Below are 15,954 nucleotides of genomic sequence, written 5' to 3' on the forward strand. Positions count from 1 at the left end.
ATAGCGTCGCAAGAGCTGTTCGTGAAGCGCCGAGCATGCTTTCCGGGACCGGGCAGGTCGGTTATCAGTGGCAAAGCGCGATTGGTCGGGGAGACAGCACACCATGCGGATGCCACAGAGACGTCGCGGCAGTGGCCTGCTGGGCGGGCGATTCATCATCATCCTGATCGGGCTCGCCGGCCTCTTCATCTACTGGCAGATGAACCAGAGCGAAGTGCCGTTTTCCGGCCGCAAGCAGCTGAACACGATCTCGCTGCAGGAGGAGGTCAAGCTTGGCCAGCAATCCTATGTCCAGATCCTCAGCCAGGAACAGCAGCAGGGGCACGCGGTGCTGTGTGCGTCCGAGGGCGGGTGCGCCGGGGCGGAACTGGCGCTGACGAATGACGTCCGTGCGATTGGCGCGCGCCTGCAGGTCGCGGCCGTGCAACTGGAATCGGAGCTGCGCGAGTCGGGCTTTGCCTTCACACCGGTCGCCGAACAGTTCGACTGGACGTATTATGTCGTCAATTCCGAGACGCCGAATGCCTTCTGCCTGCCGGGCGGTTATGTGGCGATCTATACCGGCATCCTCGACATTACCGGCAACCAGGACGGCCAGGTGACGCTGGACGACCTGTCCGATCCGGCCATGCTGGCGGTCGTCATGGGCCACGAGATCGGCCATGCGCTGGCCCATCACGGCGCCGAGCGGATGAGCCAGCAGAAGGTCATGCAGATGGGCCAGATCGCGGTGGGGGCGGGTCTCGGCGACATGAGCGTCGGGCAGCAGCGCGCAATCATGCAGGCCTTCGGCATAGCGGCGCAGGGCGGCATGCTGGCGTTTTCACGCGAGCATGAAAGCGAGGCCGACAAGATCGGTCTCGATCTGCTGGTGCGCGCCTGTTACGACCCGCGCCAGGCACCGGAGCTGTGGCAGCGGATGGGCAAGCTGAACGAGGGCCAGGCGCCACCGGAATGGATGTCGACCCACCCGGCCTCGGAAACGCGCGTCGAGAATTTCCGCAAATGGATGCCGGACGCCATCGCCGAATATGAGCGGCGCTGCGGGCCGTTGAACTAGCGAAAGGCGCGCTCGGGCGCAGTTGCGGCGGGACGGGAGTCATCAGCTTTGAAACGCAAAGTCATTTGTTGACAGATGCATTAACTTTGATTTACAAAGTACTCTGTCTCTAGACGAAAGGAGTTCGTGACATGCCCTGTTTCAAAACCGCCGCATCCGCTGCCCTGGTCGGCCTCTCGCCGCTCGCGGCGCAGGCCGCGCCCCTGACCTTCACCCTCGACGGCGTCGAAGCCCGGGGCGGCAAGCTCTATATCGGCGTCCAGACCGAAGCCCAGTTCATGAAGGACGGTGGCATTGCGGGCGAAATCGTTGATGCGCCTGCCGCCGGCTCGCAAACCTTCACGTTCGATGTGCCGGAGGGCCGCTACAGCGTGTCTGCCTGGCACGATGACAATGGCAACGGTGTATTCGATCGCGCCGAATCGGGCCGGCCGATCGATGGCTGGGCGATGATCAACGGGGCGAACCTGCGCGGTGAGCCGACCTTTGCCGACGTCAGTGTTGACGTGCCTGCGGGTGGCGTCAGCGTCTCCGAAACCCTGATCTATCCGATCAAGTAATGCTCAACTCCGCGTGACCGCGCTCGACGCGGCCTGAACGCCCTCATAGTCTCCTGTCCAGCGCCCGCCGGGCAGGAGATTTTCATGCAATCCATCTACTGGGTCCTGACCTGGGCCTGCCATCGCAAGTGCGCACACTGTTATGACGATCGGTTCCGCCCCTATGTGCGCGGCGCCCTGACAGAGGTCGTGGCCGAGGGCCAGCGCGCCTATGAGCGCGTCATTGCCAACCTGCCGGACGACATGACCTGGGCGAACCGGGACACGGGGCAGCGCGAGCGGACCAGCCTGATCCTGGCGGGCGGCGAACTGCTGATCGACGGGGTACGCGAGGAACTGTTCTATCCGGCACTTGATGCCATCCGCGCACGCTGGGGCGACAAGGGCCCACGCCTTGCCATGCAGGCCACTGGCGACATCCTGACGCCCGACATCCTCGACGCGGTGCTGGCGCGTGGCATCACGTCGATCGCGATAGCCTCGATCGACGATTACCATGTTGGCATGAAAGGCGAGCGGAAGTTCCGGTTCATGGAGAAGATCCGCGCGCTGATGGCGAGCCGCGGCGTGCACGAAGTGTCGATTGGCGGGGCAAAGAGCGACAAGCTGAAATCGCCGGACCCGGCGGCACGACCGCCTGCAGACGGCCCGACCTTCCTGTTCTTCGGCGCCCAGGAAGATCTCTGGATCGGCGAGCTGTGGCCACGGGGACGGGCCTGGGCAAACGGCCTGAGCAATGCCGGCTACGAAACGAATTTCTGCGCCCGCTGGTCGGGTGGGCGGAACTTCCTCAAAATGCATGAGGCTGGCAGCGAGATCGCCATCGAGCCGGACGGGTCGATCTATCCGTGCTGCCTGAAGACCAAGGCGCCGCTGGGATCGCTGGCCGAAGAACGACTGGAAGACATCCTCAACAGCGTTGCTGCATTGCCGGCGATCCAGGCCCTGAATGATGGTGATCCCGAACGGATGGGCGAGGCTTCAGGCTGGAGCCGCGAAGACTTCCGGGCAAATTCGGTCGCCACGGATGGCAAGGGGCGCGAGGTGGCGAACATGTGCCTTGGCTGCGACCATTATTTCGAGGCGCATCTGGGGGCTGAACTGCGTGCGCTGCGGGCCGAACGCCTGGCAGCGGCAAAATTGACCGCGCCGGCGACCTGAAAAGGTGCCGGCGCGGCCGTGTCCCGTCCCTCTTGCATCGCGTGCCAGTCCCACCCAGCCTGCCTAGCTCTTGAAAAAGACGCTTCAATTGTGCGGATCAAAGTCATCCGATTGCAAGTTTTACATACCACTGGTATGTAAATTAAACAACCGAAATCTGGAAAATGGCAAAGCGGACCCAAGAGCAAGCCGAGGAAACTCGCCGCGCGATAATCGCGGCGGCGAGACACCTGTTCGCGACCGAGGGCTACGCGGCCACATCGATTGCGAAAATTGTTGCAGATGCCGGCGCGACCAAGGGCGCCCTGTTCCACCATTTTGCCAGCAAGGAATCGCTCTTCCTTGAAGTCTGGAACACCATCCAGCTTGAAATGGACGCTGAAACCCGCGCGGCGGCCGAGGCCGGACGGTCGCCGAGCGACCCCTATGCGGCGTTCCTCGCCGGGACCCGCGTCTATTTCAAATGGGCATCGAAAGAGGAATACCAGCGGATCGCACTGGTGGATGGCCGCGCGGTGATGGGGCTGGAACGGTGGCAGGAACGCGACGACCGTCTGGGCCGCAGCAATGTCGAGGGCGGCGTGCGGCATCTGGCCCGCAAGGGGCTGATCAAGGAACGGAACGTGGTGGCGCTTTCGATCATGCTGCTGAACGCCCTGAACGGGGCCGGCTTTGCCCTGACCCGCAACGATCCCGGCATCACCGCGGACAGCCTGTTCGAAGCGTTCGAGGAATTGCTGCGCGGGCTCCGCTAGGTCAGTGGATCGATGCGCGTGTCGCCGGACTGGTTGACGCGCCACCAGCCGGCGATGGCAAACCGCCGGGCGTGGGTGACGTCCACTGCATGCGGCACGGTTTCCGACAGCATGAAGACGGCGCCGCCGGCCTCCGGCATGATGTGGGCGACGGGCGGGGCCGCCGGATCGGCCCCCTCGGGCCAGATCGCCAGCGCGCCGCCCGTTTCCGGTTGCCACGCCTCATTGAGATAGACGACCAGAGACAGCACCCTGTTGCGGGCGCCTGCAAAACTGTCGAGGTGGCGGTCATAGAAGCCACCCTCCGGGTAGACCACATAGCAGGCCTCGAATTCGAACATGCCGATCAGCAGCGCGCGGTTCAGGCTTTCGCGCACCGGTTCGGCCCAGGCCAGGAAAGCCCGCTGGGCGGCGCTTGATCCGTCCATCCACGCGATCCGGGTGCGCCGCACGGACCGGTCCAGCTGGAAGGCGTCCTCGCGGCCGATTCCGGCCGGGTCGAGGTCCTGTTCGGCGTCGCGCAGCAGGACCTCTGCGCGCAGGGCGGCGGTCAGGTCATCCGGCAACAGGCGGGGCTGCCAGCTCCAGCCACGCGCGGCGAGGTCGCCGGCGATGGCACCGAGCCGGTTGTCGCCGGGAAGCGGGACTGCGATGTGCATCGAGGCTCAGGCGGCCGGATCAGCCACGATGCGCGTCCATCAGGTCGGCAAAGCGGGCGAACAGGTAGAAGCTGTCCTGCGGGCCGGGCGATGCCTCGGGATGGTGCTGCACGGAAATGATCGGCTTGCCGGCAACACTGAGGCCGGAATTGGTGCCGTCGAACAGGGAGCGGTGGCTCTCGTTCACGCCTTCCGGCAGGGTCGCCGGGTCGACGGTGAAGCCGTGGTTCATGGACACGATCTCGACCTTGCCGGTCGCGAGGTCCTTGACCGGGTGGTTCGCACCATGGTGGCCCTGCGCCATCTTCATCGTCTTCGCGCCAAAGGCGAGGGCGAGCAGCTGGTGGCCGAGGCAGATGCCGAGAATCGGAATGCCGCTGGCGATGAGCGCGCGGATCATCTCGCCGGAACGCTGGTCGGTGGCGGCCGGGTCACCGGGGCCGTTGGCCAGGACAACGCCGTCGGGCTTGAGCGCGGCGATGGTGCTGGCGCTGGTGTCACCGTTCACGACAGTGGTGCGGGCACCGATGCTGGCGAGGTTGCGCAGGATGTTTTTCTTCACGCCGAAATCGACCAGGACGACGTGGAAGCGGGGGGTTTCCAGCGTGCCATAGCCGGTAGCGGCGGCCCAGAGCTGTTCGGAATTGTCGAACGCGGCGTCAACATCGACATCGGCGGCGAGGTCGGCGTCATCAAGCCCTTCCCAGGCGCGTGCCTGTTCGACGAGGGCATCGGTATCAATCCCGCCTTCGGGAGCATGGCAGATGGCGGCCTTGGGCATGCCGCGTTCGCGTATCAGGCGAGTGATCGCGCGCGTGTCGACCCCTGACAGGCCGATAATCCCGCGTGCCTTCAGCCAGGCATCGAAATGGTTGGTCGACCGCCAGCTGGACGGTGCGGTGATCGGTTCGCGAAAGATTGCGCCGCGTGCCGCCGTGGCGGCAGGCACTGACGATTCCTCGTGGTCTTCTGCATTGGTGCCTACGTTTCCGATGTGCGGAAACGTGAACAGGACCAGTTGTGAGGCGTAGGACGGATCGGTCAGGATCTCCTGGTAGCCGGTAATCGCTGTATTGAAACACAATTCACCGACATGGGTGCCGACTGCGCCTGCACCCGTCCCGAGGAACACCGTACCGTCCGCCAGGGCCACTGCTCCCGTCGCTGGCGACTGTGCTTGAACTTTAATGTCTTTAGTCATATGTCATTTCGCTGCCGGACCGTTTTCTGGTCGTTAACCCAACCGACCGAGTTTCTGTCCGGTTAATGGGGCTGAGTCTACGCATCGTCAAGCAAACTGGCGCATGCGCCACGTGAAAGGCAATAACGACATGGGTCGAGTGGATACATGTGAAACAATGTCGCTGAAGACGCGCATCGTTGAGGCATTGAAATCCGAAATCGAAAATGGTGGCAATGACGTCCGTGTGGCGACACTGCGCCTGATCGAGTGCGCGATGCGCGACCGGGATGTCTGTGCCCGTGGCCGCGGCGTCGGCGAAGGCTGCCCTGACGCTGATGTGCGCGCGGTGCTGGAGACCATGGTGGCCCAGCGCGAAGCGTCTGCGCGTGAGCAGGATGCTGCCGGTCGGATCGAGGACGCCATCCGCGAGCGCGAGGAAATCGAGGTGATCCAGCAATTCCTGCCGGTGCCGCTGAGTGGCGCCAAGCTGGAGGCTGCGGTCAGCGAGATCGTCGAGGATCTCGGCGCTTCGAAGCTGAAGGATGTCGGGCGCTGCATGACGGCGCTGAAGGAACGGTTCCCGGGCCTGGTCGATACCGGCAGCGCCGGCAAGGCCGTTCGCGACGCGCTGTCGCGCCGCTGACAGGTTTCCAAAATTTAATCGTCTGAAGCGCACGCGCCAGCGTGTGCGCGTGCCTTGTGGCGTGCGGGTTGTGCGCCCGCGCGAGGGGAGCCCGAATTGCGGCGCTGCGAGGGAACCTTGCCGTGAGGACCTGCGTTAAGCCGGTGTTCTCGCAAGGAAAGGAACCGAAAATGAAGACCTATTTAGCTCCTCTTGGTGCCGCAGCCCTTCTCGCCACGCTGGCAGCCTGCTCCGGCGCCGATACCGACATGGATACGGCCCACACTGACACCGCAACGGCGCCGTACGCCGACACGACCCCGACCGACACGACGATGCCGGCCACGCCGACCGAAACCGCACTCGCCCGGACCGCCTATGTCATGGCCGCCGACGAGTTCGCAGCCTCGGACCTGATCGGTGACGACATTGTCGGCGCTGACGGCGAAACGATTGCCACCGTGGCAGACGTCCTGATCGGCAATGACGACCAGGGCCAGATCGTGTTCCGCAATGGCGGCGTCCTTGGCATTGCCGGTGAACTGGGCACGCTGCCATTCACGTCTGTGTCGGTGAAACTCGACGCCAACCATGAACCGACGATCACGGCCGCTCTGGTCGAAAAGTCGCTCGACGGTGTTGCCGAGTTCGAGCAGGACGGCGTCAATGACTACCGCCTGGCATCCGAACTGATCGGCACCAATGCCGAGCTGTCTGTTGCGGACAATTATACCCGCATCACCAACCTGCTGATGAATACGGACGGCAAGGTCAATCATGCTGTGGTCACCGATGGTGTCTCTGGCGTGGCGGGCGGCGACCGCCTGGTCATTGCCTTTGACGATGTCACCGTCGCGCAAGGCGATGGGGAAGGTGACGTCATCGTCAACAAGACACCTGACCAGCTGAAAACCGCTTCCGTGTTGCACGCCACCAAGTAAGCCCGGTTCCAAGCCGGTCTCACACCTGCATCAATGGCCCCGCCCGACGGCGGGGCCATTTTGCGATTGGCGGGCGCAGACCGGTATTCTTTGCTTCCATGAACAGGCTGGCGCGCGCTACAATGACCCGAATGTCCCAGACCATACGCATCCCCGATGGCTTCGTTGAGGAGCTGAAAGCCCGCATCCGACCGTCGGATGTGATTGGCCGGAAGGTGAAGCTGGTCAAGAAGGGCAAGGAATGGGTCGGCCTGTCGCCCTTTACCGCTGAAAAGACACCAAGTTTCTACGTCAACGACCAGAAACGCATCTTCAAGTGCTTCTCCTCCGGCATGGGCGGTGACGTCATCAGCTTCGTGATGGAGACCGAGCGCCTGTCCTTCATGGAGGCCGTGGAAAAGCTCGCGGAAGAGGCAGGCATGAGCCTGCCGAAGGCCAGTCCGGAAGCCGCTGAAGAATATGATCACCGCAAGCGGCTGCAGGCGGCCTGCGAAGCGGCGGCGGCGTATTTCGAGGACCGGCTGCAATCGTCCGAAGGTGTTGCGGCGCGGGCCTACCTGGAAGGGCGCGGCCTGTTGCCGGCAGCCTGGCGGCGCCACCGGCTCGGCTATTCCCCTGATGACTGGCGCAAGACGATCGAGCACCTGAAGACGCAAGGCTTCACGATGCCGGAAATCCTCGAAGCGGGACTTGCCAAGGAAAGCGACAAAGGCGGCGAGCCGTATGACGCCTTCCGCGGGCGCCTGATGTTTCCGATCCCGGATTCGCGCGGCGGCATCATCGCATTCGGCGGCCGGGGCCTGACCCCCGACGCCAAGCCGAAATACCTCAATTCCGGCGACACGCCGCTCTTCCACAAGTCGCGCGTCCTGTATCGCTACAAGGCGGCCCGTGAGGCGCTGGGCCACGGCGAGGGCGGCGGCCTCATTGTCTGCGAAGGCTACATGGACGCCATCGCGCTGGCGGAGGCGGGGTTTGGAGAGGCTGTGGCCCCGTTGGGCACGGCCCTGACCGAGGAGCAGATTTCGCTGCTCTGGCGGGCCGGCCCGGAACCCGTGCTCTGCTTTGATGGTGACAAGGCAGGCCTCGGCGCTGCCTTCCGGGCGATTGACCGGGCCCTGCCGCATGTCGAGCCCGGCCGGTCGCTTTATTTCGTCCTGCTGCCGGACGGCATGGACCCCGACGACCTGATTCGCGCCAGCGGACCGGCTGCCATGGCCGAAGCCCTGGAAAATCGCCTCGCCTTGTCGGAATTGCTGTGGCGGCGGGAACGGGATTCCGAGCCCCTCGACACGCCCGAACGCCAGGCCGGGCTGGACGCCCGCCTGATGGCGGCGGCTGCCCAGATCAAGCATGCCGGTGTCCGGGCCGCGTACGAGCGGGACCTTAAGGCCCGGATGCGTGACCATTTCTGGCAGCTGAGACAGTCAAACCGCAGTAAAGATAACAGGAAGCGCCCCGGATCGGGACACAATCCCGCGTCAGGAGAATCCGGCCAGTCGGCGCTGAAAAGCGGCGCGCCCGCCAAGCTGCGCGGCCTTGGCGCCATTGTCCGTGCCATCGACAGCCCCTACCTCCTGTCGCTCGGTGATGAAACACTGGCCGCATCCGTGTTTCCGGATCCGGATGTCAGCCAGATCCGCGATTGCGTGCTCGACTTCGTGAACGCAGGCAAGCCTATTGACCGCGGGGCCTTGAGCGCCCATTTACTCGAAACCGGGAACATGCGCGCGTCCAGATTGCTCAAAGATTATCCTGATACGCCTCAGATAGCGGCCGATGGCCCAGAGGCACGGGAATGGCTGATAGCCCTCGAGCAATACATGGTGGTGAGAAGTTCCGATGGGCAGGAACCCGGCTCTGGCACAGATGCTGCGAGCGGGGAGTCGACGGCGTCACCTTCAGCGTGGCGGCGGCGTCACCAGCTTGTCGCAGAACGCCGGGCCTTGAGGGCCCGCATGAACGAGGCAGCAGGAAAAGTCGGCGAGAGCTGAAAGCGCAGGGCAGTTTTGGGCAATCCGGCAGGGCAGTGGCCGGTGTCCCGACAGGAGAGATTTGAATGGCAACAGCCACCAAGAAAAAGAACACCGCGGGCGACGGTGAAGGCGACGAAGAAAAGGACGGCGATGCCGCCCTCGTCGATTTCAACGCGACGGACGTCAAGAAGGTCCTGAAGAAGGCCCAGAAGCGCGGCTTCATCACGCATGACGAAGTCAACGCCCTGCTTCCGGCCGAGGACATGACCTCCGACCAGATCGAGGACGTGATGTCCCAGATTTCCGAAATGGGGATCGCGGTCGTCGAGAGCGAGGAAGAGGCCGAAGCCGAAGGCAAGGCACTCACCAAGATCGAAGACAAGAAGGTTGTCACCAAGAAGGGCAACGCGCGCGGCGCTGACCGCACGGATGATCCCGTGCGCATGTACCTGCGCGAAATGGGCGCCGTGGAACTGCTGTCGCGCGAAGGCGAGATCGCGATTGCCAAGCGTATCGAGGCTGGCCGCGACGCGATGATCCGGGGCCTGTGCGAAAGCCCGCTGACCTTCGAAGCCATGATGGTGTGGCGCGACGAGCTGATCAACGAGCGCATCCTGTTGCGCGACCTGATCGACCTTGAAGCGACCTATGGCGCGGAAAACCCGCCGCCTGAACCCAAGCCCAAGGACGAAGAAGACGAAGCCGACGAGGCGAAATCCGAAGACGGCGAAAAATCCGACGATGACGATGATGACGACGAGGACGATGCTGCGGCAATGTCCATGTCGGCCATGGAAGCTGAACTGCGCGACGGCGTGCTGGCCAAGCTGGACGAGATCGCTGACGGTTTCGGCCGCTACCGCAAGCTGCAGGACAAGCTGGTCCACCGCCGCCTCGAAGGCAAGGACCTGACGCCCAAGGCCCAGGCTGAATATGACGAGCTGTCGAACAACATCGTCGAGAGCCTGAAAACGATCCACATCAACAATGCCCGTATCGAAGCCCTGGTTGAGCAGCTCTATGCGATCAACAAGAAACTGATGGGCCTTGAAGGCAAGCTGATGCGGATGGCCGACGCCCACGGCGTGCCGCGCAAGGAATTCCTGGAGAACTATTTCGGCAAGGAACTCGAGCCGGAATGGGGTGAGCGCGTGAAGGCCCTGTCGGCGAAGTGGAAACGCTTCATCGAGGGCAAGCACGACGAAATCGAAGACGTGCGCAACGAGATTTCCGAAATCGCGCAGGAAATCGGTATTCCGATCGATGACTATCGGGTGCTGGTCCAGACTGTCCAGAAAGGCGAACGTGAAGCGCGGATCGCCAAGAAGGAAATGGTCGAGGCCAATCTCCGCCTCGTGATCTCGATTGCCAAGAAATACACGAACCGCGGCCTGCAATTCCTGGATCTGATCCAGGAAGGCAATATCGGCCTGATGAAGGCTGTCGACAAATTCGAATACCGTCGCGGTTACAAGTTCTCGACCTACGCCACCTGGTGGATTCGTCAGGCGATCACCCGGTCCATCGCGGACCAGGCCCGCACGATCCGCATCCCGGTGCACATGATCGAGACGATCAACAAGATCATCCGCACCCAGCGCCAGATGCTGCACGAGATCGGCCGCGAGCCGACCCCGGAAGAACTGGCTGAAAAGCTGGGCCTGCCGCTGGAGAAGATCCGCAAGGTCCTGAAGATCGCCAAGGAGCCGATCTCGCTGGAAACACCGATCGGCGACGACGAGGATTCAAACCTCGGCGACTTCATCGAGGACAAGATGGCGCTTCTGCCTGTCGACGCCGCGATCCAGTCGAACCTGCGCGAGACGACCACCCGGGTGCTCGCCTCGCTCACCCCGCGTGAGGAGCGCGTGCTGCGCATGCGCTTCGGCATCGGCATGAACACCGATCACACGCTGGAAGAAGTCGGCCAGCAATTCTCAGTGACCCGTGAACGCATCCGCCAGATCGAAGCCAAGGCGCTCCGGAAACTCAAGCACCCGAGCCGCAGCCGCAAGCTGCGCAGCTTCCTGGATACGTAGCGCGACCTGGCGTGTGAAAATTTGAAGGCGGCCGGTTCAAGCCGGCCGCCTTTTTTCATGCCGCTGTGCGCTCGAGATTGGCTCTGGCTTCGATGGCGCAGATCCGGCGCAGGCACATGATGTCGTCGCGCTGGGGATTGGGCCAGTGCGTCAGGTTCAGCGGTGGTTCCAGCGCGGCGATCAGCTTGATCTCGGCAGCCAGGATGTCGTTGTCAAAGGGCACCCGGGCGACGTTCAGTGACTGGAACATCCATTCCGACAAGGCCGCCTCGCCCGGATCGTTGAAACGATAGTGGTAATAGCTCTGCCAGCGACCGGACCGGTCTCGCGGCAAGGCGGTCAATGACAGCCGGGATTTGAGGATCGCCCCGACAGAGCGCCGGAATGTGCTGCTGCTGGTGCCATTCTGTGGCCGGAAATGGTCGCGGGCTGCAAACCCCGCTTCCGTCATGCCTATGTACAGCAGGCCATCATCCGGTGTCCGCGTGCGCGCAAGCGATACGCCGTGCTTGAGATAGATTGCGTAAAAGCCCTTTTCGGCAGGCGAAGCCGGAGTCCAGGCCCGCGAGGCCTGTCTCAATGCGTCTCGTATATCCATCGTGGTCATGTGTTTGCCCTTCCTGGGAAGGACATCTTTAGGCTGAAATTCCTTACGTTCGGTTACACCGAGAGATTGAATTGGATAGTAAGGGCCCGTCTAATTAGCGGACAGCGTATCGCAGGCACGCGGGTCGCCCGTGCTGATTCCGCGCCGGAGCCATTCCTGCCTTTGTGCCGCAGAGCCGTGCGTGAAGCCTTCCGGCGAGACGCGCCCGGTGGAGCGTTTCTGCAGCATGTCGTCGCCAATCGCGTTGGCGGTCTTCATGCCTTCCTCGATATCGCCGGTTTCCAGCGCGACCCTGCCGCCGGACACCTCGCTGGCATGCGCGGCCCAGACGCCGGCATAGCAGTCGGCCTGCAGTTCCAGCGCGACAGAATACCTGTTCGCCTCTTCCTGGTTGCGCGCGCCTTGCTGGGCCTGCCGCACTTTCTGCGATGTTCCGGTCAGTGTCTGCACATGGTGACCGAACTCGTGCGCGATCACGTAGGCGCGGGCGAAATCCGCGCCGGACGCGCCGAGCTGCGTTTCCATCTGTTGCCAGAAGGACAGGTCGAGATACACGGTCTGGTCGGTGGGGCAGTAGAAGGGGCCCATGGCGGCCTGTCCGAATCCGCAGCCTGTATTGGTGCCTTGCGTGTAGAGAACGGTTTTCGGTGGCACGTAGCCCTCCATCTGCACACGCCATACATCGTCGATATTGGCGCCGATGATGTCGACGAATTGCCCGGCCTGGTCTTCCGGTGTGCCGACGGTTCCGGCCTCCTGCGAGGAAGAAGCGGTTGTCTGCTCCATCAGCTGGGCGGTCTCTGCCGGGTCCATGCCGAAGACATAATAGCCGATCAGCGCAACCACGATGACGCCGATGCCGCCACCTGCCGCTGCGCCACCGCTCATGCCGCGCCGGTCTTCAACATTTCCGCCCTTGCGTCCGCCTTGCCACCGCATGAATTCGTCTCCCCAACTGGCCGGATATTTACCCGGAAAATATCATTCTGGCCGACAAAGCCGGGCCAGCCCACCCTCAAACGCACATGCGGGGCAGGGGTTGCCGTCAGGCGTCGCGCATCTCGCGCTGCATCGCGACCCGGACAGCGCGTTCACCCGCCCGATGGCGGTGCGCGGCGCAGGTGCCCTGGCGCTTGTGCGGTTTGCACAGCAGGCAGCCCGACCGTGTGGATTTCGGTCCCTTGCGCTTGTGATGGGCCATGACGGCATCCTTTCGTACGGGCCAGCCATATGCCCCCGGAATCCGTCAAATCCAAGGCAGCTCAGCCACCCATTGCGTGCCAGCGGTCCATGCCTTCGCAGAGGCCGTCCTGCTGCAGCGCTGTTTGCGCTATGCCGGTGAACTGGTCGCTGGCAGAGGCGGCCCAGACCGCCGCGGCGGCATCAAAGCTGGTGAAGCCGATTTCCGACATGCCGCGCTCGATCCGACTGCAGATCAGGCGCGCCGTGTCGGCGTCCCCCGTGCTGTTGAGCGTGGCGATCCGGTCGGAGAGGTCCAGCCGCGAGAAGATATAGTCGTAGACCGTCAGGTCTTCGCCCACTTCAAAGGCCAGGATGTCGCCGGAAGGAATACCCGTATAGTCCGGCAGTTCGCCGGAATAATCGGTCGCCCCGGTGAACACAGACGGCACGGGCTGGTCCAGATAGACGGCCCACTGGCCGATTGCGCCCGTGTCCTTGGTGTCCTTGATATTGCTCGCCTCGGGCATCTCGGCAGAGACAACCAGGATCGGCGTGTCAGTCCACGACTTCACCGAAAAGGCGCTGGTCGACTGTTCCGTGATCGACTGGCCGAACAGCGTGGTCGACGAACTGTTGAGGAAGTTCGATGCTTCCAGCATCAGCGGCTGGTTGAAATAGGTGACCAGCGTCGACGTTGGCGCGATCAGGTTGGCCGCCGTCGTCAGGGCGCCCATGACATTTGCCCCGGCGGACGACTGGCGCTCGTCGGACAGCTGCATCCGGAACCGGCCTTCGATCGTGGTGTTCGGCCCGACCTTGAAATAGGGCGTCGCATAGACGGCAATGCTCTCGTTGGTGGTCCAGGTTTCGCCTTCCCTGCTGTCGGACGAGAAGGTTGCCGAGAACAGCGCCTTGGTCGCCTTGATGTCGGGCTTGGTGACGTCGAACTCGGCGATCAGCGTGCGCGTCACGTTGCGCGACCCCATCATGCGCGACAGCCAGCCCCGGCTCTCCTTCTTGTAGTTGCGCGACTCGACCGGTTCAGACCGCTGGCCGGACGAGACACCTTTGACGTCATAGGCGTCCGGCTTCAGCGTGACGATCTGGATGCGCGTGTAGCGATCCTGCAGCATCATTCCGTATTCGGAATAAAGCGCCGCCTCGTCGATCGCGACATCGATGAAGGGCAGGTAGTCCTTGGCCGGCTTGATGTTGGCGACGGCCCGGTTCGAGGAACGGCGCTGGATTGGCGCTGGTGCTGGCGCGCCGGATCTGACCGGGGGCGGGCTCTCGAATTCATCATCAGTCGGCAGGCCACGATCCGGTCCGTTCGAGCCGACGATCGGCGGCGGTGGTGGCGCAGGAGGAGGTGGAGGAGGGGGCGGCGGCGGTGGGGGCGGCGGCGGCGGAACGTCAACCGGCGCGGACGACCCTCCGTTGCGGGACGGGTCGCTCGTGCATCCCGTCAGCGCAAGTGCGACTGCCAGCAGGCCGATATAGCGATACTTCATTTTCTTGTCCCCTCGAACGGTGCGTCCCGATATTAACCAAACGCTAACAGAGCCACGCGCGCAAGGCGAGCGCATTCGGCCTGTGGCGTACTGCGCGGATGGCCCCCGGTTCGCTCCGCCGGCGGTTGGCAGATTCCTTGTAAAGCTTGAAGGAACGGGGTTTACGGCAGTATTGCTGCAATGCAATAAGCCCCTTGCCGAAGGGGCAGCAAGACCCCATATACTCAAAGTGAGCATATCGTCACGCTGTCAATTCCCCGGGAGGCACATCTTGCTGCTCAACATGCTGAAATCCAAGCTTCACTCTGCCACCGTCACGCAGTGTGACCTTCACTATGAAGGCTCGGTCTCGATCGACCAGGACTTGCTGGATGCCTCCGGTATCCTGCCGCACGAGCGTGTCGACATCTGGAACGTCACCAATGGCGCCCGCATCCAGACCTATGCGCTGGAAGCGCCCCGCGGCTCGCGGACGATCGGCGTCAATGGCGCCGCCGCCCGCCACTTTGCTGTTGGCGACAAGGTGATCATCGCGGCCTTTGCCAGCGTCGAGGCCGAACAGGCCCGCCAGCATGCCCCGACCGTCGTGCTCCTTGACGATGCCAACGATATCAAGCTGCCGGCCTGATCCGCGCTGACTAGAACCCGGCCGGCTTTGGTAGGCCCTTGCTGGACAGGCAGATCGCCTTGAAGCGCTCGCCCATGTCTTTCGGATCGATCAGACGCTGGGCGGCGTTGAAGATCGCTTCGGCATCATCCTCATTCGCCTTCACAAGCTGGTTCAGCCGCGCCTGCGCACCGAGGCCGAGCAGGAACAGGCCCTGAGACGTCGGCCCGGTCACGACAAGCCCTGCCGCCTCTGCCAGCCGTTTCAGGCGGCCGAAATCCACATCCACTGTCAGGTCTGTCTCGCCCGGCGCGTGCAGCGGCGAGACCTGCTGGCCCGCACTGAAGGCGCGCAGGGAATCGCCCGGTGCCCGATCAACCGGGCCGTAGTCCACAAACAGCGCGTGCAGCGGTGCCCCGCCACTGGCGCGCGTCGCCAGGTCGGCGACCAGGACATCCAGCCCGGTCTGCACTTCGACGCTGCCGGCCGCCTCTGCCGTGCCGTCCGGCGCGGTGCGCTCGTCGGCAGCCAGCCCGAACGCAAGGCCACCTTCGGCATCGAGGCCGACAACGCATTCGCGCCAGCCCGTGCCGTCGCGGCGAAACTGGCGTGCGGGCAGGCAGTCGAGATATTCGTTGGCGACCAGGATCATCGGCCCGGTCGGCACTTCCGACAGCTGGTCGGCAAATTGCGGCTCATAGGCGGCCAGCCGCTCGACCTGCGCGTCGCGCAGGTGCGGGCTCGCCTCGATCAGGGTCAGTGTCATCGCATTGGCAAAATCAGGCCCGCCCGCGACATAGGCCATGCGCAGTGCATCCTGCATGAGGACGGCGCGGCCGGGGCCCATCTCGACGAGGTGGAAGGCGTCCGGTGCGCCCATTGCCTGCCACTCGTGCACGACCCACAGGCCGATCAGCTCGCCGAACACCTGGCTGGTCTCCGGCGCCGTGATGAAGTCCTGCCCCAGGCCCGGCCGCGTGGCGTAATAGCCATCCTGCCGGTCATGCAGGGCCAGCTGCATGAAGGTCGATACCGGGATCGGCCCCCCGGTTTCGATCAGGCGGACAAGGCGGTCTTTCAGCGTCATGTCT

The 15,954-nt window shown here is 63.5% G+C and carries 16 protein-coding genes; 9 read left to right on the plus strand and 7 right to left on the minus strand.

Going from position 1 to position 15,954, the window contains the following annotated elements:
• Positions 1 to 109: 109 nt before the first annotated feature.
• From HJO_RS15775 to HJO_RS15790, 4 genes are all read left to right on the plus strand, one after another.
• Positions 110 to 1,060 carry a M48 family metallopeptidase gene (locus HJO_RS15775; protein ID WP_241764770.1) on the plus strand — a complete coding sequence of 317 codons (951 nt, stop codon included), beginning with the start codon at positions 110 to 112 and terminating at the stop codon, positions 1,058 to 1,060.
• Positions 1,061 to 1,191: 131 nt separating this feature from the next.
• Positions 1,192 to 1,620 (plus strand): DUF2141 domain-containing protein, encoded by a 429-nt coding sequence (locus HJO_RS17945; RefSeq protein WP_051618705.1) that lies wholly within the window; start codon positions 1,192 to 1,194, stop codon positions 1,618 to 1,620.
• An 84-nt stretch (positions 1,621 to 1,704) separates the two neighbouring features.
• Positions 1,705 to 2,781 (plus strand): radical SAM/SPASM domain-containing protein, encoded by a 1,077-nt coding sequence (locus HJO_RS15785; RefSeq protein ID WP_035618882.1) that lies wholly within the window; start codon positions 1,705 to 1,707, stop codon positions 2,779 to 2,781.
• Positions 2,782 to 2,945: 164 nt separating this feature from the next.
• Positions 2,946 to 3,536 (plus strand): TetR/AcrR family transcriptional regulator, encoded by a 591-nt coding sequence (locus HJO_RS15790; protein ID WP_051618706.1) that lies wholly within the window; start codon positions 2,946 to 2,948, stop codon positions 3,534 to 3,536.
• On the opposite strand, the gene HJO_RS15795 is transcribed toward HJO_RS15790, so the two are convergent.
• Both HJO_RS15795 and carA read right to left on the minus strand, forming a co-directional pair.
• The gene (locus tag HJO_RS15795) at positions 3,533 to 4,195 is read right to left on the minus strand and encodes a 2OG-Fe(II) oxygenase (RefSeq protein ID WP_035618885.1); all 663 of its coding nucleotides are present in this window, start codon (positions 4,193 to 4,195) and stop codon (positions 3,533 to 3,535) included. The two genes, HJO_RS15790 and HJO_RS15795, sit on opposite strands and share 4 nt — an antisense overlap.
• Positions 4,196 to 4,214: 19 nt before the next feature.
• Positions 4,215 to 5,396 (minus strand): glutamine-hydrolyzing carbamoyl-phosphate synthase small subunit, encoded by a 1,182-nt coding sequence (gene carA / locus HJO_RS15800; protein WP_035618888.1) that lies wholly within the window; start codon positions 5,394 to 5,396, stop codon positions 4,215 to 4,217.
• A 157-nt stretch (positions 5,397 to 5,553) separates the two neighbouring features.
• Between carA and HJO_RS15805 the strand changes: the two genes are divergently transcribed.
• From HJO_RS15805 to rpoD, 4 genes are all read left to right on the plus strand, one after another.
• Positions 5,554 to 6,021, plus strand: a complete 468-nt coding sequence (locus tag HJO_RS15805; RefSeq protein ID WP_035618889.1) for a GatB/YqeY domain-containing protein — start codon at positions 5,554 to 5,556, stop codon at positions 6,019 to 6,021.
• A gap of 170 nt (positions 6,022 to 6,191) precedes the next feature.
• Positions 6,192 to 6,941: a PRC-barrel domain-containing protein gene (locus HJO_RS15810; RefSeq protein WP_156945782.1), complete on the plus strand. Its 750-nt coding sequence runs from the start codon at positions 6,192 to 6,194 to the stop codon at positions 6,939 to 6,941.
• Positions 6,942 to 7,063: 122 nt separating this feature from the next.
• The gene (gene dnaG, locus HJO_RS15815) at positions 7,064 to 8,935 is read left to right on the plus strand and encodes a DNA primase (RefSeq protein ID WP_241764771.1); all 1,872 of its coding nucleotides are present in this window, start codon (positions 7,064 to 7,066) and stop codon (positions 8,933 to 8,935) included.
• Positions 8,936 to 9,000: 65 nt separating this feature from the next.
• Positions 9,001 to 10,956, plus strand: coding sequence for an RNA polymerase sigma factor RpoD (gene rpoD / locus HJO_RS15820; protein WP_035618895.1), 1,956 nt, complete (start codon positions 9,001 to 9,003; stop codon positions 10,954 to 10,956).
• A 55-nt stretch (positions 10,957 to 11,011) separates the two neighbouring features.
• Here rpoD and HJO_RS15825 read toward each other — a convergent pair whose 3' ends face one another.
• From HJO_RS15825 to HJO_RS15835, 4 genes are all read right to left on the minus strand, one after another.
• Positions 11,012 to 11,563 carry a GIY-YIG nuclease family protein gene (locus HJO_RS15825; protein WP_035618898.1) on the minus strand — a complete coding sequence of 184 codons (552 nt, stop codon included), beginning with the start codon at positions 11,561 to 11,563 and terminating at the stop codon, positions 11,012 to 11,014.
• A 90-nt stretch (positions 11,564 to 11,653) separates the two neighbouring features.
• Positions 11,654 to 12,502: a KPN_02809 family neutral zinc metallopeptidase gene (gene ypfJ, locus HJO_RS15830; RefSeq protein WP_035618899.1), complete on the minus strand. Its 849-nt coding sequence runs from the start codon at positions 12,500 to 12,502 to the stop codon at positions 11,654 to 11,656.
• A gap of 106 nt (positions 12,503 to 12,608) precedes the next feature.
• The gene (locus tag HJO_RS18490; RefSeq protein WP_156945785.1) at positions 12,609 to 12,764 is read right to left on the minus strand and encodes a hypothetical protein; all 156 of its coding nucleotides are present in this window, start codon (positions 12,762 to 12,764) and stop codon (positions 12,609 to 12,611) included.
• A gap of 61 nt (positions 12,765 to 12,825) precedes the next feature.
• On the minus strand, positions 12,826 to 14,256 hold the full coding sequence (locus HJO_RS15835) for a hypothetical protein (RefSeq protein ID WP_035618901.1): 1,431 nt from the start codon (positions 14,254 to 14,256) through the stop codon (positions 12,826 to 12,828).
• A 271-nt stretch (positions 14,257 to 14,527) separates the two neighbouring features.
• Here HJO_RS15835 and panD point away from each other — a divergent pair, with 271 nt between their 5' ends.
• Complete coding sequence (gene panD, locus HJO_RS15840; protein WP_035618902.1) at positions 14,528 to 14,884, plus strand: aspartate 1-decarboxylase; 357 nt, start codon at positions 14,528 to 14,530, stop codon at positions 14,882 to 14,884.
• Positions 14,885 to 14,894: 10 nt separating this feature from the next.
• Here panD and HJO_RS15845 read toward each other — a convergent pair whose 3' ends face one another.
• Positions 14,895 to 15,950, minus strand: a complete 1,056-nt coding sequence (locus HJO_RS15845) for a class I SAM-dependent methyltransferase (protein ID WP_035618904.1) — start codon at positions 15,948 to 15,950, stop codon at positions 14,895 to 14,897.
• Between the last annotated feature and the right edge of the window lie 4 nt (positions 15,951 to 15,954).

The sequence above is a fragment of the Hyphomonas johnsonii MHS-2 genome (assembly GCF_000685275.1).
GTDB lineage: Bacteria > Pseudomonadota > Alphaproteobacteria > Caulobacterales > Hyphomonadaceae > Hyphomonas > Hyphomonas johnsonii.

What these genes read in the sequence shown, in the direction of transcription:
- HJO_RS15810 (WP_156945782.1), top strand. Translation starts at nt 6,192, where the DNA reads ATGAAGACCTATTTAGCTCCTCTTGGTGCCGCAGCCCTTCTCGCCACG.
- dnaG (WP_241764771.1), top strand. Translation starts at nt 7,064, where the DNA reads ATGACCCGAATGTCCCAGACCATACGCATCCCCGATGGCTTCGTTGAG.
- HJO_RS15835 (WP_035618901.1), bottom strand. Translation starts at nt 14,256, where the DNA reads ATGAAGTATCGCTATATCGGCCTGCTGGCAGTCGCACTTGCGCTGACG.
- HJO_RS15805 (WP_035618889.1), top strand. Translation starts at nt 5,554, where the DNA reads ATGTCGCTGAAGACGCGCATCGTTGAGGCATTGAAATCCGAAATCGAA.
- ypfJ (WP_035618899.1), bottom strand. Translation starts at nt 12,502, where the DNA reads ATGCGGTGGCAAGGCGGACGCAAGGGCGGAAATGTTGAAGACCGGCGC.
- rpoD (WP_035618895.1), top strand. Translation starts at nt 9,001, where the DNA reads ATGGCAACAGCCACCAAGAAAAAGAACACCGCGGGCGACGGTGAAGGC.
- carA (WP_035618888.1), bottom strand. Translation starts at nt 5,396, where the DNA reads ATGACTAAAGACATTAAAGTTCAAGCACAGTCGCCAGCGACGGGAGCA.
- HJO_RS15795 (WP_035618885.1), bottom strand. Translation starts at nt 4,195, where the DNA reads ATGCACATCGCAGTCCCGCTTCCCGGCGACAACCGGCTCGGTGCCATC.
- HJO_RS15785 (WP_035618882.1), top strand. Translation starts at nt 1,705, where the DNA reads ATGCAATCCATCTACTGGGTCCTGACCTGGGCCTGCCATCGCAAGTGC.
- HJO_RS15775 (WP_241764770.1), top strand. Translation starts at nt 110, where the DNA reads ATGCCACAGAGACGTCGCGGCAGTGGCCTGCTGGGCGGGCGATTCATC.
- HJO_RS15845 (WP_035618904.1), bottom strand. Translation starts at nt 15,950, where the DNA reads ATGACGCTGAAAGACCGCCTTGTCCGCCTGATCGAAACCGGGGGGCCG.
- HJO_RS15825 (WP_035618898.1), bottom strand. Translation starts at nt 11,563, where the DNA reads ATGACCACGATGGATATACGAGACGCATTGAGACAGGCCTCGCGGGCC.
- HJO_RS17945 (WP_051618705.1), top strand. Translation starts at nt 1,192, where the DNA reads ATGCCCTGTTTCAAAACCGCCGCATCCGCTGCCCTGGTCGGCCTCTCG.
- HJO_RS15790 (WP_051618706.1), top strand. Translation starts at nt 2,946, where the DNA reads ATGGCAAAGCGGACCCAAGAGCAAGCCGAGGAAACTCGCCGCGCGATA.
- HJO_RS18490 (WP_156945785.1), bottom strand. Translation starts at nt 12,764, where the DNA reads ATGGCCCATCACAAGCGCAAGGGACCGAAATCCACACGGTCGGGCTGC.